The sequence below is a fragment of the Corticicoccus populi genome (assembly GCF_042686195.1).
GTDB classification, from domain to species: domain Bacteria; phylum Bacillota; class Bacilli; order Staphylococcales; family Salinicoccaceae; genus Corticicoccus; species Corticicoccus populi.
Window position 1 is genome coordinate 729,977 of the sequence record NZ_JBHUOQ010000001.1, and the last position, 16,002, is coordinate 745,978.

14 protein-coding genes are annotated in these 16,002 nt (G+C 42.0%); all 14 read right to left on the minus strand.

Going from position 1 to position 16,002, the window contains the following annotated elements; genetic code table 11:
- Window positions 1–2: 2 nt before the first annotated feature.
- Complete coding sequence (gene hisS, locus ACFSX4_RS03825) at window positions 3–1,262, minus strand: histidine--tRNA ligase (protein ID WP_377771707.1); 1,260 nt, start codon at window positions 1,260–1,262, stop codon at window positions 3–5.
- A gap of 303 nt (window positions 1,263–1,565) precedes the next feature.
- Window positions 1,566–2,306, minus strand: a complete 741-nt coding sequence (locus ACFSX4_RS03830) for an N-acetylmuramoyl-L-alanine amidase family protein (RefSeq protein WP_377771708.1) — start codon at window positions 2,304–2,306, stop codon at window positions 1,566–1,568.
- Window positions 2,306–2,758 (minus strand): D-aminoacyl-tRNA deacylase, encoded by a 453-nt coding sequence (gene dtd / locus ACFSX4_RS03835; RefSeq protein WP_377771710.1) that lies wholly within the window; start codon window positions 2,756–2,758, stop codon window positions 2,306–2,308. The genes ACFSX4_RS03830 and dtd overlap by 1 nt, the downstream gene beginning before the upstream one ends.
- 10 nt (window positions 2,759–2,768) lie before the next feature.
- Window positions 2,769–4,946 (minus strand): RelA/SpoT family protein, encoded by a 2,178-nt coding sequence (locus tag ACFSX4_RS03840; protein WP_377771712.1) that lies wholly within the window; start codon window positions 4,944–4,946, stop codon window positions 2,769–2,771.
- A 102-nt stretch (window positions 4,947–5,048) separates the two neighbouring features.
- The gene (locus tag ACFSX4_RS03845; protein WP_377773439.1) at window positions 5,049–5,579 is read right to left on the minus strand and encodes an adenine phosphoribosyltransferase; all 531 of its coding nucleotides are present in this window, start codon (window positions 5,577–5,579) and stop codon (window positions 5,049–5,051) included.
- 2 nt (window positions 5,580–5,581) lie between these two features.
- Window positions 5,582–7,825 (minus strand): single-stranded-DNA-specific exonuclease RecJ, encoded by a 2,244-nt coding sequence (gene recJ, locus ACFSX4_RS03850; RefSeq protein WP_377771714.1) that lies wholly within the window; start codon window positions 7,823–7,825, stop codon window positions 5,582–5,584.
- A gap of 45 nt (window positions 7,826–7,870) precedes the next feature.
- Entirely contained in the window at window positions 7,871–10,150 is a 2,280-nt protein-coding gene (gene secDF, locus ACFSX4_RS03855) for a protein translocase subunit SecDF (protein ID WP_377771716.1), read from the minus strand.
- A 103-nt stretch (window positions 10,151–10,253) separates the two neighbouring features.
- Window positions 10,254–10,514 (minus strand): preprotein translocase subunit YajC, encoded by a 261-nt coding sequence (yajC, locus tag ACFSX4_RS03860; protein WP_377771718.1) that lies wholly within the window; start codon window positions 10,512–10,514, stop codon window positions 10,254–10,256.
- 22 nt (window positions 10,515–10,536) lie between these two features.
- Window positions 10,537–11,682 carry a tRNA guanosine(34) transglycosylase Tgt gene (tgt, locus tag ACFSX4_RS03865; RefSeq protein ID WP_377771720.1) on the minus strand — a complete coding sequence of 382 codons (1,146 nt, stop codon included), beginning with the start codon at window positions 11,680–11,682 and terminating at the stop codon, window positions 10,537–10,539.
- Window positions 11,672–12,715 (minus strand): tRNA preQ1(34) S-adenosylmethionine ribosyltransferase-isomerase QueA, encoded by a 1,044-nt coding sequence (gene queA, locus ACFSX4_RS03870; RefSeq protein WP_377771722.1) that lies wholly within the window; start codon window positions 12,713–12,715, stop codon window positions 11,672–11,674. The genes tgt and queA overlap by 11 nt, the downstream gene beginning before the upstream one ends.
- Window positions 12,716–12,717: 2 nt before the next feature.
- The gene (gene ruvB, locus ACFSX4_RS03875) at window positions 12,718–13,737 is read right to left on the minus strand and encodes a Holliday junction branch migration DNA helicase RuvB (RefSeq protein WP_377771724.1); all 1,020 of its coding nucleotides are present in this window, start codon (window positions 13,735–13,737) and stop codon (window positions 12,718–12,720) included.
- 17 nt (window positions 13,738–13,754) lie between these two features.
- Window positions 13,755–14,330: a Holliday junction branch migration protein RuvA gene (gene ruvA, locus ACFSX4_RS03880; RefSeq protein ID WP_377771726.1), complete on the minus strand. Its 576-nt coding sequence runs from the start codon at window positions 14,328–14,330 to the stop codon at window positions 13,755–13,757.
- Window positions 14,331–14,339: 9 nt separating this feature from the next.
- Window positions 14,340–15,620: a GTPase ObgE gene (obgE, locus tag ACFSX4_RS03885; protein ID WP_377771728.1), complete on the minus strand. Its 1,281-nt coding sequence runs from the start codon at window positions 15,618–15,620 to the stop codon at window positions 14,340–14,342.
- 91 nt (window positions 15,621–15,711) lie between these two features.
- Entirely contained in the window at window positions 15,712–15,996 is a 285-nt protein-coding gene (gene rpmA, locus ACFSX4_RS03890) for a 50S ribosomal protein L27 (protein ID WP_377771730.1), read from the minus strand.
- Window positions 15,997–16,002 lie beyond the last annotated feature (6 nt).

Sequence of the window (16,002 nt, forward strand, 5' to 3'; positions counted from 1 at the left end):
CATTATTCCTCCAAGTGGCTGGCAATTTCTTCAAAGTGTACGCTTTTTGTTTCACCAGTTTCCATATTTTTAAGTTCAGCCTGTTTTGTTTCGAGTTCGTTTTCACCAAGTACAATTGTATATTTAGCACCTTTTCTGTTGGCATCTTTCATCTGTGCTTTTAATTTACGGTGCTTATAATCCATATCTGCACTGACACCGTTTGTACGCAGGTTGTAAAGAAGACGGTTTGCAGTTACTGCAGCTTGTGAATCAAGCGTACAGATATATAAATCAAGACCTTCCGGTTCCGGCAGTTCTATACCTTCCGCTTCCAAAGCGAGAAGCAGACGTTCTATGCTCAATGCAAAACCAATTCCGGTTTCTTCCGGTCCGTCCAAAAGCTCCAACAGACCATTATATCTTCCACCGCCGCAGAGCGTAGTAATCGCACCGAAGCCGTCTGCACTGCTCATCATTTCAAAGGCAGTGTGTGTATAATAATCCAGCCCTCTGACCAGGTTATAATCCACCTCATAATCTATACCGAGTGCTGTCAGGTTTTCTTTAACTGTTTCAAAGTATGCTTTTGATTCATCATTTAAATAATCATACATGATCGGGGCATTTTGAATTAATTCATGATCCCGGTCTTTCTTACAGTCAAGTATCCTCATCGGATTTGTGTGAATACGTGACTGACAGTCACTGCAGAACTCGTCAATTCTCGGTTCAAAATGTTTCACCAGCGCTTCATTGTACTGCGCGCGGGAATTGTGATCTCCAATGGAATTAATGTGCAGCTTTAAGTGTTTGAGTCCGAATGATTGATAAATATACATCAGCATGGAAAGGACCTCTACATCAATCAGAGGGTCCTCTACGCCAATCGCTTCAACACCAAATTGTACGAATTGACGGAAACGTCCTTTTTGACTGCGTTCATATCTGAACATCGGACCGTTATAAAATACTTTTACCGGCTGGTTGACATCATGCTGCATTTTATTTTCAATGTAGCTTCTTGCTACAGAAGCAGTACCTTCCGGTCTGAGTGTAAGACTCCGGTCACCTTTATCTTTAAATGTATACATTTCTTTATTTACAATATCAGTAGATCCTCCGACACCTCTTACAAACAAATCAGTCGCCTCAAAAATCGGTGTACGGATTTCTGCATAGTTAAAATTTTTGGCAATTTCATTCAGCTGGTTTTCAATATACTGCCATTTATATGTGTCCTTAGGTAAAACATCCTGTGTCCCTCTTGGAATTTGAATCATCACAGTCACTCCTTTTAAATTTTTGAAAATAAAAAAGCCCCTTATACCTGACGGTATAAGGGACGAATATATCGCGTTGCCACCCTGCTTCGATCATCATTAAATGATCCTTTAACATGATATCGACTGCCGCCGCCTGATTGTCAGGATTCTGCCAAAGTGTCAGCAGATACATTTTAGAAGAATTCACTTTCAGCCTGTGATGAATTTCTCTGGTACTTCCTATAATCTATCCTCTTTGGGTCATCGAATATAATATCTGATTATTTTATATAATAGTGACTTATAAAACCAAAGTCAACCCTACTCATACAAATAATTATAAATTCCTTCTACAAGTGCATCCGCCATTAATTCCTGATACTCCTCGTCAGCAATGATTCTGTCATCCAGCGCATTGCTTAAATAGCCGAGCTCCACAAGAACACCCGGATAATCGAGCTGCCATGTCACCTGGAAGTTTTCCTGGTTAACACCACGGTTGTAGAAATATGAGTATTTGTCCAATGCACTGCTGATATTTTCTGCAAATTCCTGTTGATTCGGATAAGTGTAATATACTGTAAAACCGGATATCGAGCTGTCTTCTATTGCATCACTGTGAAGTGCCACAAATAAATCACCATCAACATTACGCTCATCAAGTGTTTTAAATTCATCAGGTTCCCGGGTTAAAATAACTTCCGCTCCCTGACTCTCAAGTTTTTCCTGCATTTGTAAAGCCACATTATAAACAATCTCGTCTTCAGTGAGGCCAGTTACACTTGAAGCACCCGGATCATGACCGCCGTGCCCCGGATCAATCACAACGGTTTCACCGTTAAATTCATAGACAGGTTCATCTGTTCCACCCGTAAAATCCATTGTGATCTCCTCTGTCTCTTCAGGCACCAGATATCGTTCATATATAAAGTTGGCAAGCAGAATAAACAGTACACTGACAAGAATAAAATACATTGGAATAATATACAGATGCTTTTTATTCTTTAGAAAAAACAAACATTTTTCCATGACACTTTTAAAGATTTTCTTAATACTGTCCATTAAACAATTTTTCCATCTCTGGATTCATAAATCATCGTAATCGGTCCGTCATTATGGATAGTTACATCCATATGCTCGCCGAAAAATCCTTCTTTTACTACAATGTCATGTGATTCTAAATGTTTATTAAAATGTTTATAGAGCGGCAGTGCTTTGTCTTTCCCTGCTGCATTTGTAAAGCCGGGTCTGTTTCCTTTCTTTACATCTGCATATAGTGTGAACTGTGAAATACTTAAAATCTCACCGCCGGCATCTTTAATTGATAAATTAATTTTTCCATCACTGTCTTCAAAATTCCTGGAGTTTGCGATTTTATCTGCCAGTTTTTCTGCATCTTGTTCAGTTGATTCATTGTTTACTCCGACCAGCAGCATATACCCCTGGTCAATTTCATTATATAATTCTTTTGTTGTGACTCTTGAATAGGACACTTTCTGTAAAACAACCTTCACTAATTACACCTCACTTAAAGACTCTTTCAACACTGTAAACATCTGCAAGTTGTTTTACCTTATCTACTACACGATGTAAATCAGTGGTGTTCTGCACCATTACAGAAATACTCACTTTTGCGTTCTTATCTTCATCCGCTTTAGCATTTACGCTCGTAATCGGAAATTTTGTGCTGGTAACTACATTGAGGATTTCATTGACGAGACCCTGTCTGTCGTAACCGCGTATCTCTAAATCCGCCTGATATCTGCGGTCTTTATTCTTGCTTTGTACCCAGTCCACATCGATTAAACGCTCTTTTTCATTGCGAATATTCGGACAACTTTCAACGTGGACTTTCACACCGTGTCCTTTTGTGATATATCCTTTTATAACATCTCCCGGGATTGGATTACAACATTTAGACAAATTGATGAGCAAATTGTCCATGCCTTCAACATAAACACCGGATTCAGTGGACACTTCTTTGTAATGGTGTGTTCTGTCTATTTCAGAGATTTGTTCATTTTTCTCTTCACGAGCTTTAATTTTTTCCATCAGCCGGTTCGTAACCTGCTGGGCAGTCACACCGCCAAAGCCGATCATCGCAAATAAATCATCTTCCTGATTCAAATTATAACGTTTTAATACAGGATCAACATTCTTGTCCTTTAAAACATCATCCGGCTTATATTCTCTGTTTTTAATCTCTGTTTCAACCGCAAACCGGCCTTTTTCAATATTACTCGCACGGTCCTGTTTTTTAAAGAATGAACGGATTTTATTTTTTGCACTGCTGGATTTAACCAGTTTCAGCCAGTCCATACTCGGTCCGTACGACTGCTTGCTTGTTCTGATTTCAACAATGTCACCAGTATGAAGTTCCTGGTCAATCGTCACAATTTTCCCGTTCACTTTCGCACCAATCATTTTATTCCCGACTTCAGAGTGGACCTGGTATGCAAAATCAATCGGTACAGCACCCTGCGGCAGCTCGACAACATCGCCCTCAGGTGTAAATACATATACTTTATCACTCAAGAGGTCTGTTTTTAAGCCTTCCATAAACTCTTCAGCGTCCGGCGAGGATGTTTCCTGCTCTGCGATATCTTTAAACCAGTTAATTCTTTTCTCAACAGCTTTCGTCTGATTTAAAGTTTTACCTTCTTTATACGCCCAGTGTGCGGCAACCCCGTGCTCTGCGATATCATGCATTTCAAATGTCCGGATTTGAATTTCAAGCGGATCACCCTGCGGACCCACCACTGTTGTATGCAGTGACTGATACATGTTTGGTTTCGGCATAGCAATATAATCTTTAAACCTGCCGGGCAGCGGTTTCCAGATTGTATGAATCACACCGAGTACAGCATAGCAGTCTTTAATACTGTGTACCAGCACCCTCACTGCGAGTAAATCAAAAATCTGATCAAACTGTTTATTCTGCTTCTTCATTTTCCGGTAAATGCTGTATATATGTTTCGGACGTCCGGATAAATGTCCGTCCACATGTGTTTTCTTCATCTCGGACTCAATTTTTTCTATCGCCTCGTTAATAACACCTTCACGTTCACTGCGTTTCTTTTTCATCATGCTGACAATTTTAAAATACTGTTTCGGTTCAATATAACGAAGTGCAATATCTTCAAGTTCCCATTTAATACTCGAAATACCCAGCCGGTGTGCAAGCGGTGCATATATTTCAAGTGTCTCCATAGAGATTCTATACTGTTTTTCCTGAGGCATCGCCTTTAAGGTCCGCATATTATGGAGCCTGTCAGCAAGCTTAACCAGAATCACCCGGATATCCTTAGCGATGGCGACAAATAATTTTCTGTGATTTTCCGCCTGCTGTTCTTTATCCGACCGGTATTTTACTTTCTCAAGCTTTGTGACACCATCTACAATGACTGCCACTTCCGCATTAAACATTTTCTTTAAATCATCATAGGTATACGCTGTGTCTTCGACAACATCATGTAAAAAGCCGGCAATGATTGTCGGACAGTCTAAATTAAGCTCCGCCAATATGCCCGCCACTTGTACCGGATGTAATATATAAGGCAGACCGTTTTTCCTAAGTTGACCGTCATGTGCTGCATATGCCAGATCATAAGCCTTCTTAATTAAGACGATGTCTTCGTCACTCATATATTTTTGACACATATTAAATACATCTTCAGCTGTATACGGATACTCTTTACTCATGACCTCACCTCTTATTGTTCAGGAAAATAGATAAATCAATCATACTATAAAACATTCTGCAAATAAATATATCAATGAAAAAAAGCCTGTAAACACAGACTTTTACTCATCATAAGTAATTAATGAGACAGTATCGTACCCTTCCAGCTTTTCAATCCCGTTCAAATACTTAAGTTCTATCAGAAAAGCAATTCCTGCGACAATACCGCCCATTTCCTCAATTAGTTTAATGGTTGCGACTATCGTCCCGCCTGTTGCCAGTAAATCATCTGTAATCAGAACACGCTGTCCCGGCTTAATCGCATCACTGTGCATCGTTAATACATTAGAGCCGTATTCAAGGTCATACTCATACTCAATCACTTCTCTTGGAAGCTTACCTTTCTTTCTGACCGGCGCAAAACCGATTCCCATACTGTAAGCAACCGGGCAGCCGATTATAAATCCTCTTGCTTCAGGACCGACAACAATGTCAACTTCCTTTTCCCGCGCATACTCAACAATCTGGTCTGTCGCATATTTATAAGCTTCACCGTTGTCCATAACTGTCGTGATATCTTTAAAACTGACGCCCGGCTTCGGCCATCCTTCAACTTCTGATACATATTTTCTTAAATCCATAACTTCCTCCATCATTAAATCATGTCTTTCATCAGTGACTTCACTTCATTTGCAGATGACATTTTCAATTGACTTTCCGCATCAAGACGTGACAATAAATTTTTCATTAACATTGAATCATGTAAAGGCACACTCTCAATTGATTGAAATTTGTCCTTCTTGTATATTATAGCATTTTCTACAGAAATAATGCCCAGTTCCTCAAGTATATCAATCGCCATTTTTAAAATTTTCATACTGATATTCAGCTTCTCTGAAAATTTAGGTGCGTGTTTCATCAAATTGATTGCGCCGTCATCCGCCCCGCCGATCAGGCTGAACACTTTATCCATAATCACTTCATTTGGAATACCCGAGAAATAAAGTTCCTCTTTGCTGTTAAAAATCATGATAATTTTAGATACATGAATCCCTTTCAAAGAAGCTTTCAATTTTGATATATCTTCAGGGAGATCTCTCAGTATCAATGTATCCATCGTAAACGGCAGTGCCTCTCCATAGTAATAATAATGGTCACTCCGGCGTTCGCCTGATGAAACCAGAAAATAATCATTCTGTGAAATGATTGAGAAATCCTGAGTGGCACGGCTCCGCATATCAAGAAGCTGCACCTGGTCCATTCTGATATCCTGCAGAATCATCTGAAGTTTTCTTTCCTGATTAAATTCATTCACATTCACAGCACCAATGATGCTGATATCGTCCCCGACAGATACTTCATGTGCCAGATGGCCGAAGTTGAAGCCGATAACATCTACATCGATACCATCAAGTGTCATTTTAATATGTGCCGCATCTTTGCCGACCCGCTTTAAAGTTCTGACTTTCACATTACTGATCATAAAAAGCGGCGTCATAAACTGATGACCGAAAGGCTTCAGCCGGTTGAATCGTTCGAATTCTTTTAAAGTTAAATTAGACTGGTTAATCGCATAGTCAATATTTTTTAACGGCTTAAAATCCATATCGAGCTGTGAAACATGTTCAACAATGTCAGATTTGAATCCTTCTATGGAATCTTCTGCAACTTCAATACCGAAAGCACCCGCATGGCCGCCGCAGTTTAAATAATCCGCACCGCTCTCTTTGACCAGAGATAAAAAATCAAGTCCTTCAATTGAACGTGCAGACCCCTTATAGCTGCCTTCTTCAGACAGTGTGAGTGCAATGACAGGCTTGCCGTAATTGTCTGCAATCCTTGATGCCACAATACCAAGTACACCCGGATGCCACTCATTATCATAAACAATAATGACATCTTCATCTTTAATTTGTGCTTCCGCTTCTTTATAAAACTGATGGACCAGGTCCTTCCGTCTCGCATTCAATGACTCTATTTCAGTTGCACTCTCGTATGCCTCTCCCTGGTCTTTCGTCATCAGCAGTTCAACACCGATTGAGGCATCATCAAGTCTGCCGGCAGCATTTAACCTCGGCGCTATCGTAAAACCGATGGTTTCTTCGTCAATGTTTCCACTGTGTCCGCCGACTCTGAGAAGATTTTTAATCCCTATAGGTGTGTCAGAATTTAACTCTTTTAATCCATCCATCACAATCCGTTTATTTTCACCTGTCATCTTCACGATATCCGCAACTGTCCCTACTGCCGCAAGACCGAGATATGACGCTTCATGGAGACCCAGTGCTTCTGTCAGCTTATATGTGATTCCGACACCTGCAAGATGAGGAAACGGATATGTCCCTTTTGGATGAGCAGGATGAATAATCACTGCATCCGGCAGTTCAGCAGCGAATGTATGATGATCCACGATGATGACATCAATATCATGTTCCCGCAGCATAGCAATTTCATGTGCTGCAGAAACACCGTTATCTACAGTAATGACTAAATCAAAATTACCGATCACTACTTCATTGAATATTTGTTCATTCGGTCCGTATCCGTCAGTGATACGGTTTGGAATAAAGTACTCAACATTACTTGTTTTCTTCAGCAGTGCGTCATATAAAACAGCGGTACTCGTAATACCGTCTGCATCGAAATCACCATATATTAATATGCTTTCATCATTTTGAAATGCCCGGTTAATCCGGTCAACGGCTTTATCCATTTCAAAAATATCTTCATACGAGTGACAGACAGGCTCAAAAATATCATTTAATGATGATTCATCACAATATCCTCTGTTTTCTAAAATCGTTTGTTCCAGACCGTTCAATTTAAAACGTTCGACTAACTCATCGCTGATTTCTGACGTTTTTTCACGTACTTTCCACTCAAATTTTGATTGATACATACATACCATCCTTTTAAAAACGCCTGGGAAACCCCAGGCGTTAATTTATACTAATATTTTGTCATCATCTTTTTTCTTCTCACGGTATACAACCAGCTCCCCGCCGGCTGCTTTTAACTGACGTTTCTTCAGAACACCCCAAAGCTGTGCTGCGATAAAGAATGATGAGTATACACCACTGATAAGTCCGATTAACAGACCGAGAGAGAAGCCGAATATTGACCCTGCCCCGAACAGCACAAGGAATACTACAACAACCATCACAGTCAGTACAGTATTAATCGACCGGGTAGCCGTCTGCCTCAATGACCGGTTAACAATAATATCGATTGTTTCCGGATCACGGATGATTTTAATTTTACGCAGATTTTCTCTCATTCTGTCCAGTGTAACAATCGTATCATTTATGGAATAACCCACAATTGTTAATACTGCTGCGATAAATGTAATATCTATTTCAATTCTGAAAATCGAAAATACTGCAAGCATAATAAAGACATCATGCAGGAGTGCGAGAACAGCCGGCAGTGCCATCCGCCACTCAAAACGAATGGAGGTATAAATAATAATACCAATGGATGCGATGGCAAGCGCAAGCAGTGCATTTCTCACGAGTTCCTGACCGATTGTCGGACTGACTGTACTGATCATCGGTTCATGATCATACATTTCACTGAATGTGGTCTGTACGGAGTTCACTTCTTCCTGGGATAAGTCGGAAGTGTATCTCGCAACAACCATCGCCTCGCCGGATGTCGTAATATTATCCGGCGGCACATCCAGTGATTCCAGTGTCTCTTCTACTTCAGTGACAGACTCCGAACCGTCCGTCTCGATATCCACACGGGTACCACTCGTAAAATCAATACCGAGATTTAACCTGAATATGCTCAAGATAATCAATCCCGCGATAATCAAAAGACCGCTGAAAATAAAGAATTTCTTTGCGTGCTTAACAAAGTTAAACCGGTCCCATGGTGTAGTTAAGTCTTCAATCCCTTTATTCTCAGCCAATTTGTAACGGGACTTTTCACTCACACCGAACAAGCCGAGTTTCTGACTGAAATAATTCGAATGAACCACCAGTCTCATTAGAATACGTGTTAACAGTACAGCTGTGACAAAACTCATTAATATTGACAGAATCAGCATCGTTGCGAAACCTTTAACACTGCTTGTACCAAAGGCAAACAGGACAAGCCCTGCAATCATTGTCGTCAAGTTCGCATCAATAATCGTCCATATTGAATTTCCTGCTGCACGCCTGTATGCCTGCTTTAATGAATGACCGATTCTAAGCTCATCTTTCAGCCGCTCATATAGAATAATATTCGAATCGACTGCCATACCGACACCGAGAATCAATGCTGCGATCCCCGGCAGTGTGAGAACACCGCTGATTGTATTAAACCCAAGTACAGTTAAGTAAATATAAACAACCAGTGTTACCGCTGCAATAAGACCCGGCAGGCGGTAGAATGCAATCATAAATATTAATACGAGTGCAACCCCGATAAAGCCCGCAAACAATGTCTCCTGCAGTGCCTGCTCCCCGAACTGTGCCCCGACTGAAGTGGAATACACTTCTTCAAGATGTACAGGAAGTGAGCCTGAATTTAACAGTTCCGCAATATTCTGTGCCCGTTCGACACCTTCCTGACCCTGGAAGCCCCCTGAAATCATTACTTCAGTAGAATTGATTGCTTCACTGACACTCGGTGCAGAGATAAATTTCGGATCTTCCGACTGAGCTTCCGCACTGAAGGAATCTTCTCCTTCAACAAAGTCCATCCAGATGACCATTAAATTTTCTCCTGCAGGCCGTTCAGAAATTTCCTGAGTGACTTCCCTGAACTTATCGGAATCCTGAAGCTGCAGTGAAACCATTGCATTATTCATCTCATCAAAGTTCTGGCTGGCACCGCCCTGTACAAGATCCGCACCGGACAACAGAATATTATCGTCGACATCACGAATAGTCAGTTCCGCCTGTGTGGATAAAAGCTCACGCGCTTCCGCCTGATCTTCTATACCGGCAAGCTGAACACGTATTCTGTTGCCCTCTTCAATCTGAATATTCGGTTCGGATACCCCGAGCACATTCACACGTGAATCCAGTGTACTCGCAGTACTGCTTACCGCTGTATCATCAATAACGTCTCCTTCATCCAAAGGTTCGACCTGGTACAGAACTTCAAAACCGCCCTGTAAGTCCAGACCCAGATTAACATCACTTCTGACATCATCAACAGTAAGGAAAATAGTGGTGCCTAAACCAAGTATGATTAACAGCACTAATAAAATGTGACTAAACTTCTTTCTCAAATAAGACACCTCGATTTTATATAAAACATCAACGCTTCTATTATAACGCGGGAATATCTAAATATAAATACAAAAAGCCGACAACAATGTGCCGGCTTTTAATTTATCTAACAACTTCTTTTAAGGCTACACGTTCAAACTTAAGTATCGGACCATTGTCTTCTGTACGGATGTACATATGCTTCTGGTCGAAAGATTCAACAGTTCCGTGCATGCCGCCGATTGTTACGATGTCATCACCTTTTTGCAGATCATTCTGCATTTCCTGGACTTGTTTCTGCTTTTTTTGTGCAGGACGAATCATCAGGAAGTACATTACAGCGATAATTGCGATAAAAGGTAAAAATGCCATAATCATATCCATGTTTAAAAATCACTCCTTTTGCTTAGAAATTTTTAGGATTAGCAATGTTTAATCCATAAGATTCGAAAAACGCTTCTTTAAAATCCAATAAGGAGTCATTCAAAATCGCACTTCGAACATCTTCCATTAATTTTAACAGAAAATATAGATTATGATAAGTAGTAAGTCGTAATCCTAGAATTTCATCTGTTTTAAATAAATGTCTGAGATACGCGCGGGTGTAGTTCCGGCAGGTATAACAGTCACAATTCGGGTCAAGCGGTGAAAAATCACGGGCAAATTTCTGGTTTTTCACAACGACTCTGCCCTGAGATGTCATTGTTGTGCCGTTTCTTGCGATACGTGTCGGCAGCACACAATCAAACATATCAATCCCTCTGATGACACCTTCAATCAAAGCATCCGGAGAGCCTACTCCCATTAAATAACGCGGTTTATCAAACGGCAGGAGCGGTACAGTGTCTTCCAGCACCTGATACATGATTGGTTTCGGCTCGCCCACAGACAAGCCGCCGATGGAGTATCCCGGGAAATCGAGAGATACAAGGTCTTTCGCACTCTGCTCACGCAGATCTTTATACTCGCCGCCCTGAACAATACCGAACAGTGCCTGGGTTTTGTCACGGCCTTTTTTCACATGATGATTCAGACCGCGTTCAGCCCATCTCGTGGTTCTCTCAATAGAATCTTTAACATATTTATGCTCTGCCGGGTGCGGCGGGCACTCATCAAATGACATCATAATATCAGAGCCGAGGTCATGCTGTATATCCATTGCACCTTCAGGACTTAAGAAAAGCTTGGAGCCATCCAGATGACTTCTGAAATGAACGCCCTCTTCCTTAATTTCACGGCGGTCACTTAAACTGAACACCTGAAAGCCGCCTGAGTCTGTAAGAATCGGCTTATCCCAGTTCATAAAACTGTGAAGTCCGCCCGCTTCCCTGACCAGGTCACTTCCCGGTCTCAGCCATAAATGGTACGTATTTGATAAAATAATCTGACTTCCAATATCTGCCAGTTCTTCAGGTGTCATTGATTTAACTGTCGCCAGTGTACCAACAGGCATAAATATCGGCGTATCAATTACACCATGCGGTGTATGCAGCCTGCCGAGGCGTGCACCTGTCTGTTTACATGTTTTAATATGCTCGTACCTAATTGCCATCTGTCTGTCCTCCATAAATAATCATCGCATCACCGAAGCTGAAGAAACGATAGTTTTCTTCAACAGCATGCCTGTATGCATTCATGATATTGTCACGTCCCGTGAACGCACTGACCAGCATTACAAGGGATGATTTCGGCAGATGGAAATTAGTAATTAATGTATCCACTGCCCTGTACTGAAAACCAGGATAGATAAATATATCCGTAAAACCGCTGGCTTCTACGAATTCACCGTAGTCTCTCACGACTGTTTCAAGTGTCCGGGTACTTGTTGTTCCGACACTGATAATCTGTCTGCCTTCACTTTTAGCACGGTTCAGACGCTCTGCCGCTTCCTTTGAAACAGTATAATATTCCGAATGCATTTTATGTTCTTCAATCGTATCTGCACTGACGGGTCTGAATGTACCTAAGCCGACATGAAGAGTGATTGTGACAACATCTACACCGGCACTTTTAATCTCATCCAGCAGCTCATCAGTAAAATGAAGCCCTGCAGTCGGTGCCGCGGCAGATCCGGTTTCTTTTGCGTACACAGTTTGATAACGATCATTGTCATCTAATGTTTCCTTGATATAAGGCGGCAGCGGCATACTGCCGAGTTCATCCAGCACATTTTCAAGAATCCCTTCATGCTCAAGCTTCACATGACGGATTCCTTCATCAAATACTGCCGTACATACTGCTGTCAGTTTACCGTGTCCAAAAGATACTCTGGTGCCTTCCTTCACCCGCTTCGCAGGACGGATCAGCACCTCATATGCTTCTTCAACCGGCTTTAAAAGCAGCATTTCAATTTTTGCACCGGTATCTTCTTTCTCACCGAACAGGCGGGCGGGAAGTACTTTTGTATCGTTTAATACCAGCACATCTCCGCGGCTCATATAGTCAGTAATATTTTTAAATACACTGTCATTTAATGCGCCTGTTTCTTTATTCACCGCAAGCAGACGGCTGCTGGAACGGTCCAGCAGCGGCGTCTGTGCGATTAATTCTTCTGGTAAATCAAAATCAAATTCATCTAACTTCAACGTTAATCCTCCCGGCTGAACAAGTCACTTTGTCGTTTTCCCTCAAAGTACTCATAACTTTTCGTCGTTGCTTTTCTTCCGCGCGGTGTTCTTTCTAAAAAGCCCCGCTGTATTAAATAAGGTTCATACACATCAAGCAGCGTAATCACTTCTTCACCTATTGAGACCGCAACAGTCTCAAGGCCGACCGGTCCGCCGCCGTACGTGTTAATAATGGTCTGCATAATTCTGTGATCTGTCGGGTCAAGCCCCTCGGGATCAACTTCAAGCACTTTTAGTGCATGATTCGTCGTTTCAAGTGAAATTGACTGCTCGTCTTTCACAATGGAAAAGTCACGCACCCGTCTTAACAGCCTGTTCGCAATACGCGGTGTCCCCCGGGACCGTCTCGCGAGTTCAACTGCGCTGTCGTCATCAATAGCCACTTCGAAAATATCAGCCGTTCTGTTAACAATTGTAATCAGACTTTCCGTATCATAATATTCGAGACGGAGCTGTACACCAAAACGATCACGAAGCGGCGCTGACAAACTGCCAAAGCGCGTCGTTGCACCGACCAGTGTAAACGGCGGCAGATCAATACGGATACTTCTCGCCTCTTCTCCTTTACCGATAACCACATCGATAAAAAAGTCCTCCATTGCCGAATATAAAATCTCTTCAACAGCACGCGGCAGCCGGTGAATTTCATCGATAAATAAAACGTCACCTGCTTCAAGGCTCGATAAAATCGCCGCAAGATCCCCGGCCCGTTCTACAGCCGGTCCGGTTGTGGTCCGTATATTTACATTCATTTCATTCGCAATAATATTGGACAGCGTCGTTTTACCAAGTCCCGGCGGACCATATAGTATCACATGGTCCAAAGCCTCTTTTCTGATTTTTGCAGCTTCAATAAATACTTTTAAATTACTTTTCAATGCACCCTGACCAATATACTGAGTTAACAGTTCCGGCCTTAGGGACATTTCAAACTGCTCTTCGTGAGCCGTCTGTCCTTCGTCTAAAATACGGTCGTCCATTTATGACACCTCTTTAACTATTGAACGAGTAATTTCAAGCCCTGCTTCACTGCATCATCCACCGACGACACATCCTGCCCGCTCAATTTTTTGTTAATTTTACTTAATTCTCTTTTTGAATACCCGAGTGCTTCCAGTGCAAGCATCGCTTCTTTTATGAAGTGTGCACCGCTTGAAACACTGACTTCCTCACCTGGTGTCAGCTTGCCTTTTAAATCCAGAATAATCTGGCTCGCAGTCTTCTTACCGACACCCGGAAACTTCTGCATATAAGCCTGATCTTCATTATCAATGGCTTGAATCACTTCCCGAGGTGCTGATGCTGCAAGGATAGCGAGTGCACTTTTCGGACCGATGCCGGTCACTTTTAACAGTGACAAAAATAATTCTTTCTCCTCCATTGTTTTAAAGCCGTACAATGTATGACTGTCCTCTCTGACAATCAGTTCAGTATATACCGTAACATTTTCATTAATACTGCCTTCAAAACGAAAAGGATTCGGTGCATGAATTAAATAACCGACGCCCTGTACATCCACTGTAATATGGAGCGGGGTCACTTCTTTTAATGCACCCGAAATATATTGATACATATTCTCACCCTATTCTACAAATTCAAACTCTCCGCCGAGAATACGGACTGTTTCACCTGCTTTGATGCCGCGTTCACGCAGTGCTTCGTCAATACCCATTGAGCGCATCTGTCTTGCAAAACGGCGCACGGCTGCATCACGGTTAAAGTCCGTCATCTTAAACAGACGCTCAATCGCACCGCCTGAAACAACATATGCACCGTCATCATCACGTGTGATTTCAAATGCATCCGGATCTTTTTCGTGACGGTATACCACTCTTGTATCTGATTCTTCCGGAACGATTTCTTCCTTTTCAGTACGCTCAAGTAAATCAGCCACACGGTAAAGCAGTTCATCAATATTTTGATGGGTCGCCGCAGAAATCGGATAAATTTCTTTATCTTCTCCGACCTCCGACTTAAATAATTCATACACTTCTTCATCATTCACAAGGTCTGCCTTATTCAGCACAATAATTTCAGGACGTTCAGTCAGTCTTTCATTATACCGTTTAAGTTCACGGCGGATGATTTTATAATCCTCAACAGCATCTCTGCCTTCCATTTCACTGATATCAATCACATGAAGAATGACACGCGTTCTTTCAACGTGGCGGAGAAACTGATGACCGAGTCCCGTTCCGTCAGAAGCCCCTTCAATCAATCCCGGAAGATCAGCCATTACAAATGAACGCCCGTCTCCTGTTTCCACTACACCAAGATTCGGCTTAATGGTTGTAAACGGGTAGGCACCGATTTTTGGCCTCGCCTTTGATACCGTGCTCAAAAGTGTTGATTTCCCGACACTCGGAAAACCGACAAGGCCGACATCCGCCATTAGTTTGAGTTCAAGAACAACTTCAAGTTCTTCCCCGGGTTCACCGTTTTCTGCATAATCCGGTGCTGAATCACGCGCTGATGCAAACCGGGAATTCCCGCGTCCGCCGCGTCCGCCTCTGGCAATCACGCTACTCTGACCATGCTGTGTTAAATCTGCGAGTGTTTCATCTGTATCTTTACGTTTCACAATTGTACCCGGCGGCACTTTCAAAACAAGTGCTTCACTGTTCTTGCCGTGCATGTTTTGATTCATACCATGGACACCCGGCTTCGCCTTAAAATGTCTTTGATACCTGAAATCCATTAATGTTCTTAATCCTTCATCGACTTCAAAAATGATGTCCGCACCATTTCCGCCGTCACCCCCGGAAGGTCCGCCGAGAGGTACATATTTTTCTCTTCTATAGGCAACAATACCATTTCCGCCGTCACCGGCTTTTAAGTATATCTCAACCTGATCTATAAACATGCCTTCACCTCAATTCCTTAATCATTATATCATTGATCTATTTTTATACATAAAATAAAAAGCACCAGCAGAAGCTGATGCTCATCACTCATTATTTTGCTTCCTTATATACGGAAACGCGTTTCTTATCGCGACCGAAGCGTTCGAATTTAACCACGCCGTCGATTTTAGCGAATAAAGTATCATCACCGCCGCGGCCTACGTTTTCACCTGGGTGAATTTTAGTACCACGTTGACGGAAAATGATTGAACCGCCGGTAACAAATTGTCCGTCTTGTCTTTTAACACCAAGGCGTTTAGATTCTGAATCACGACCGTTTTTCGTTGAACCTACACCTTTTTTGGATGCGAAGAACTGTAAGTTTAATTTAAGCATGAATTT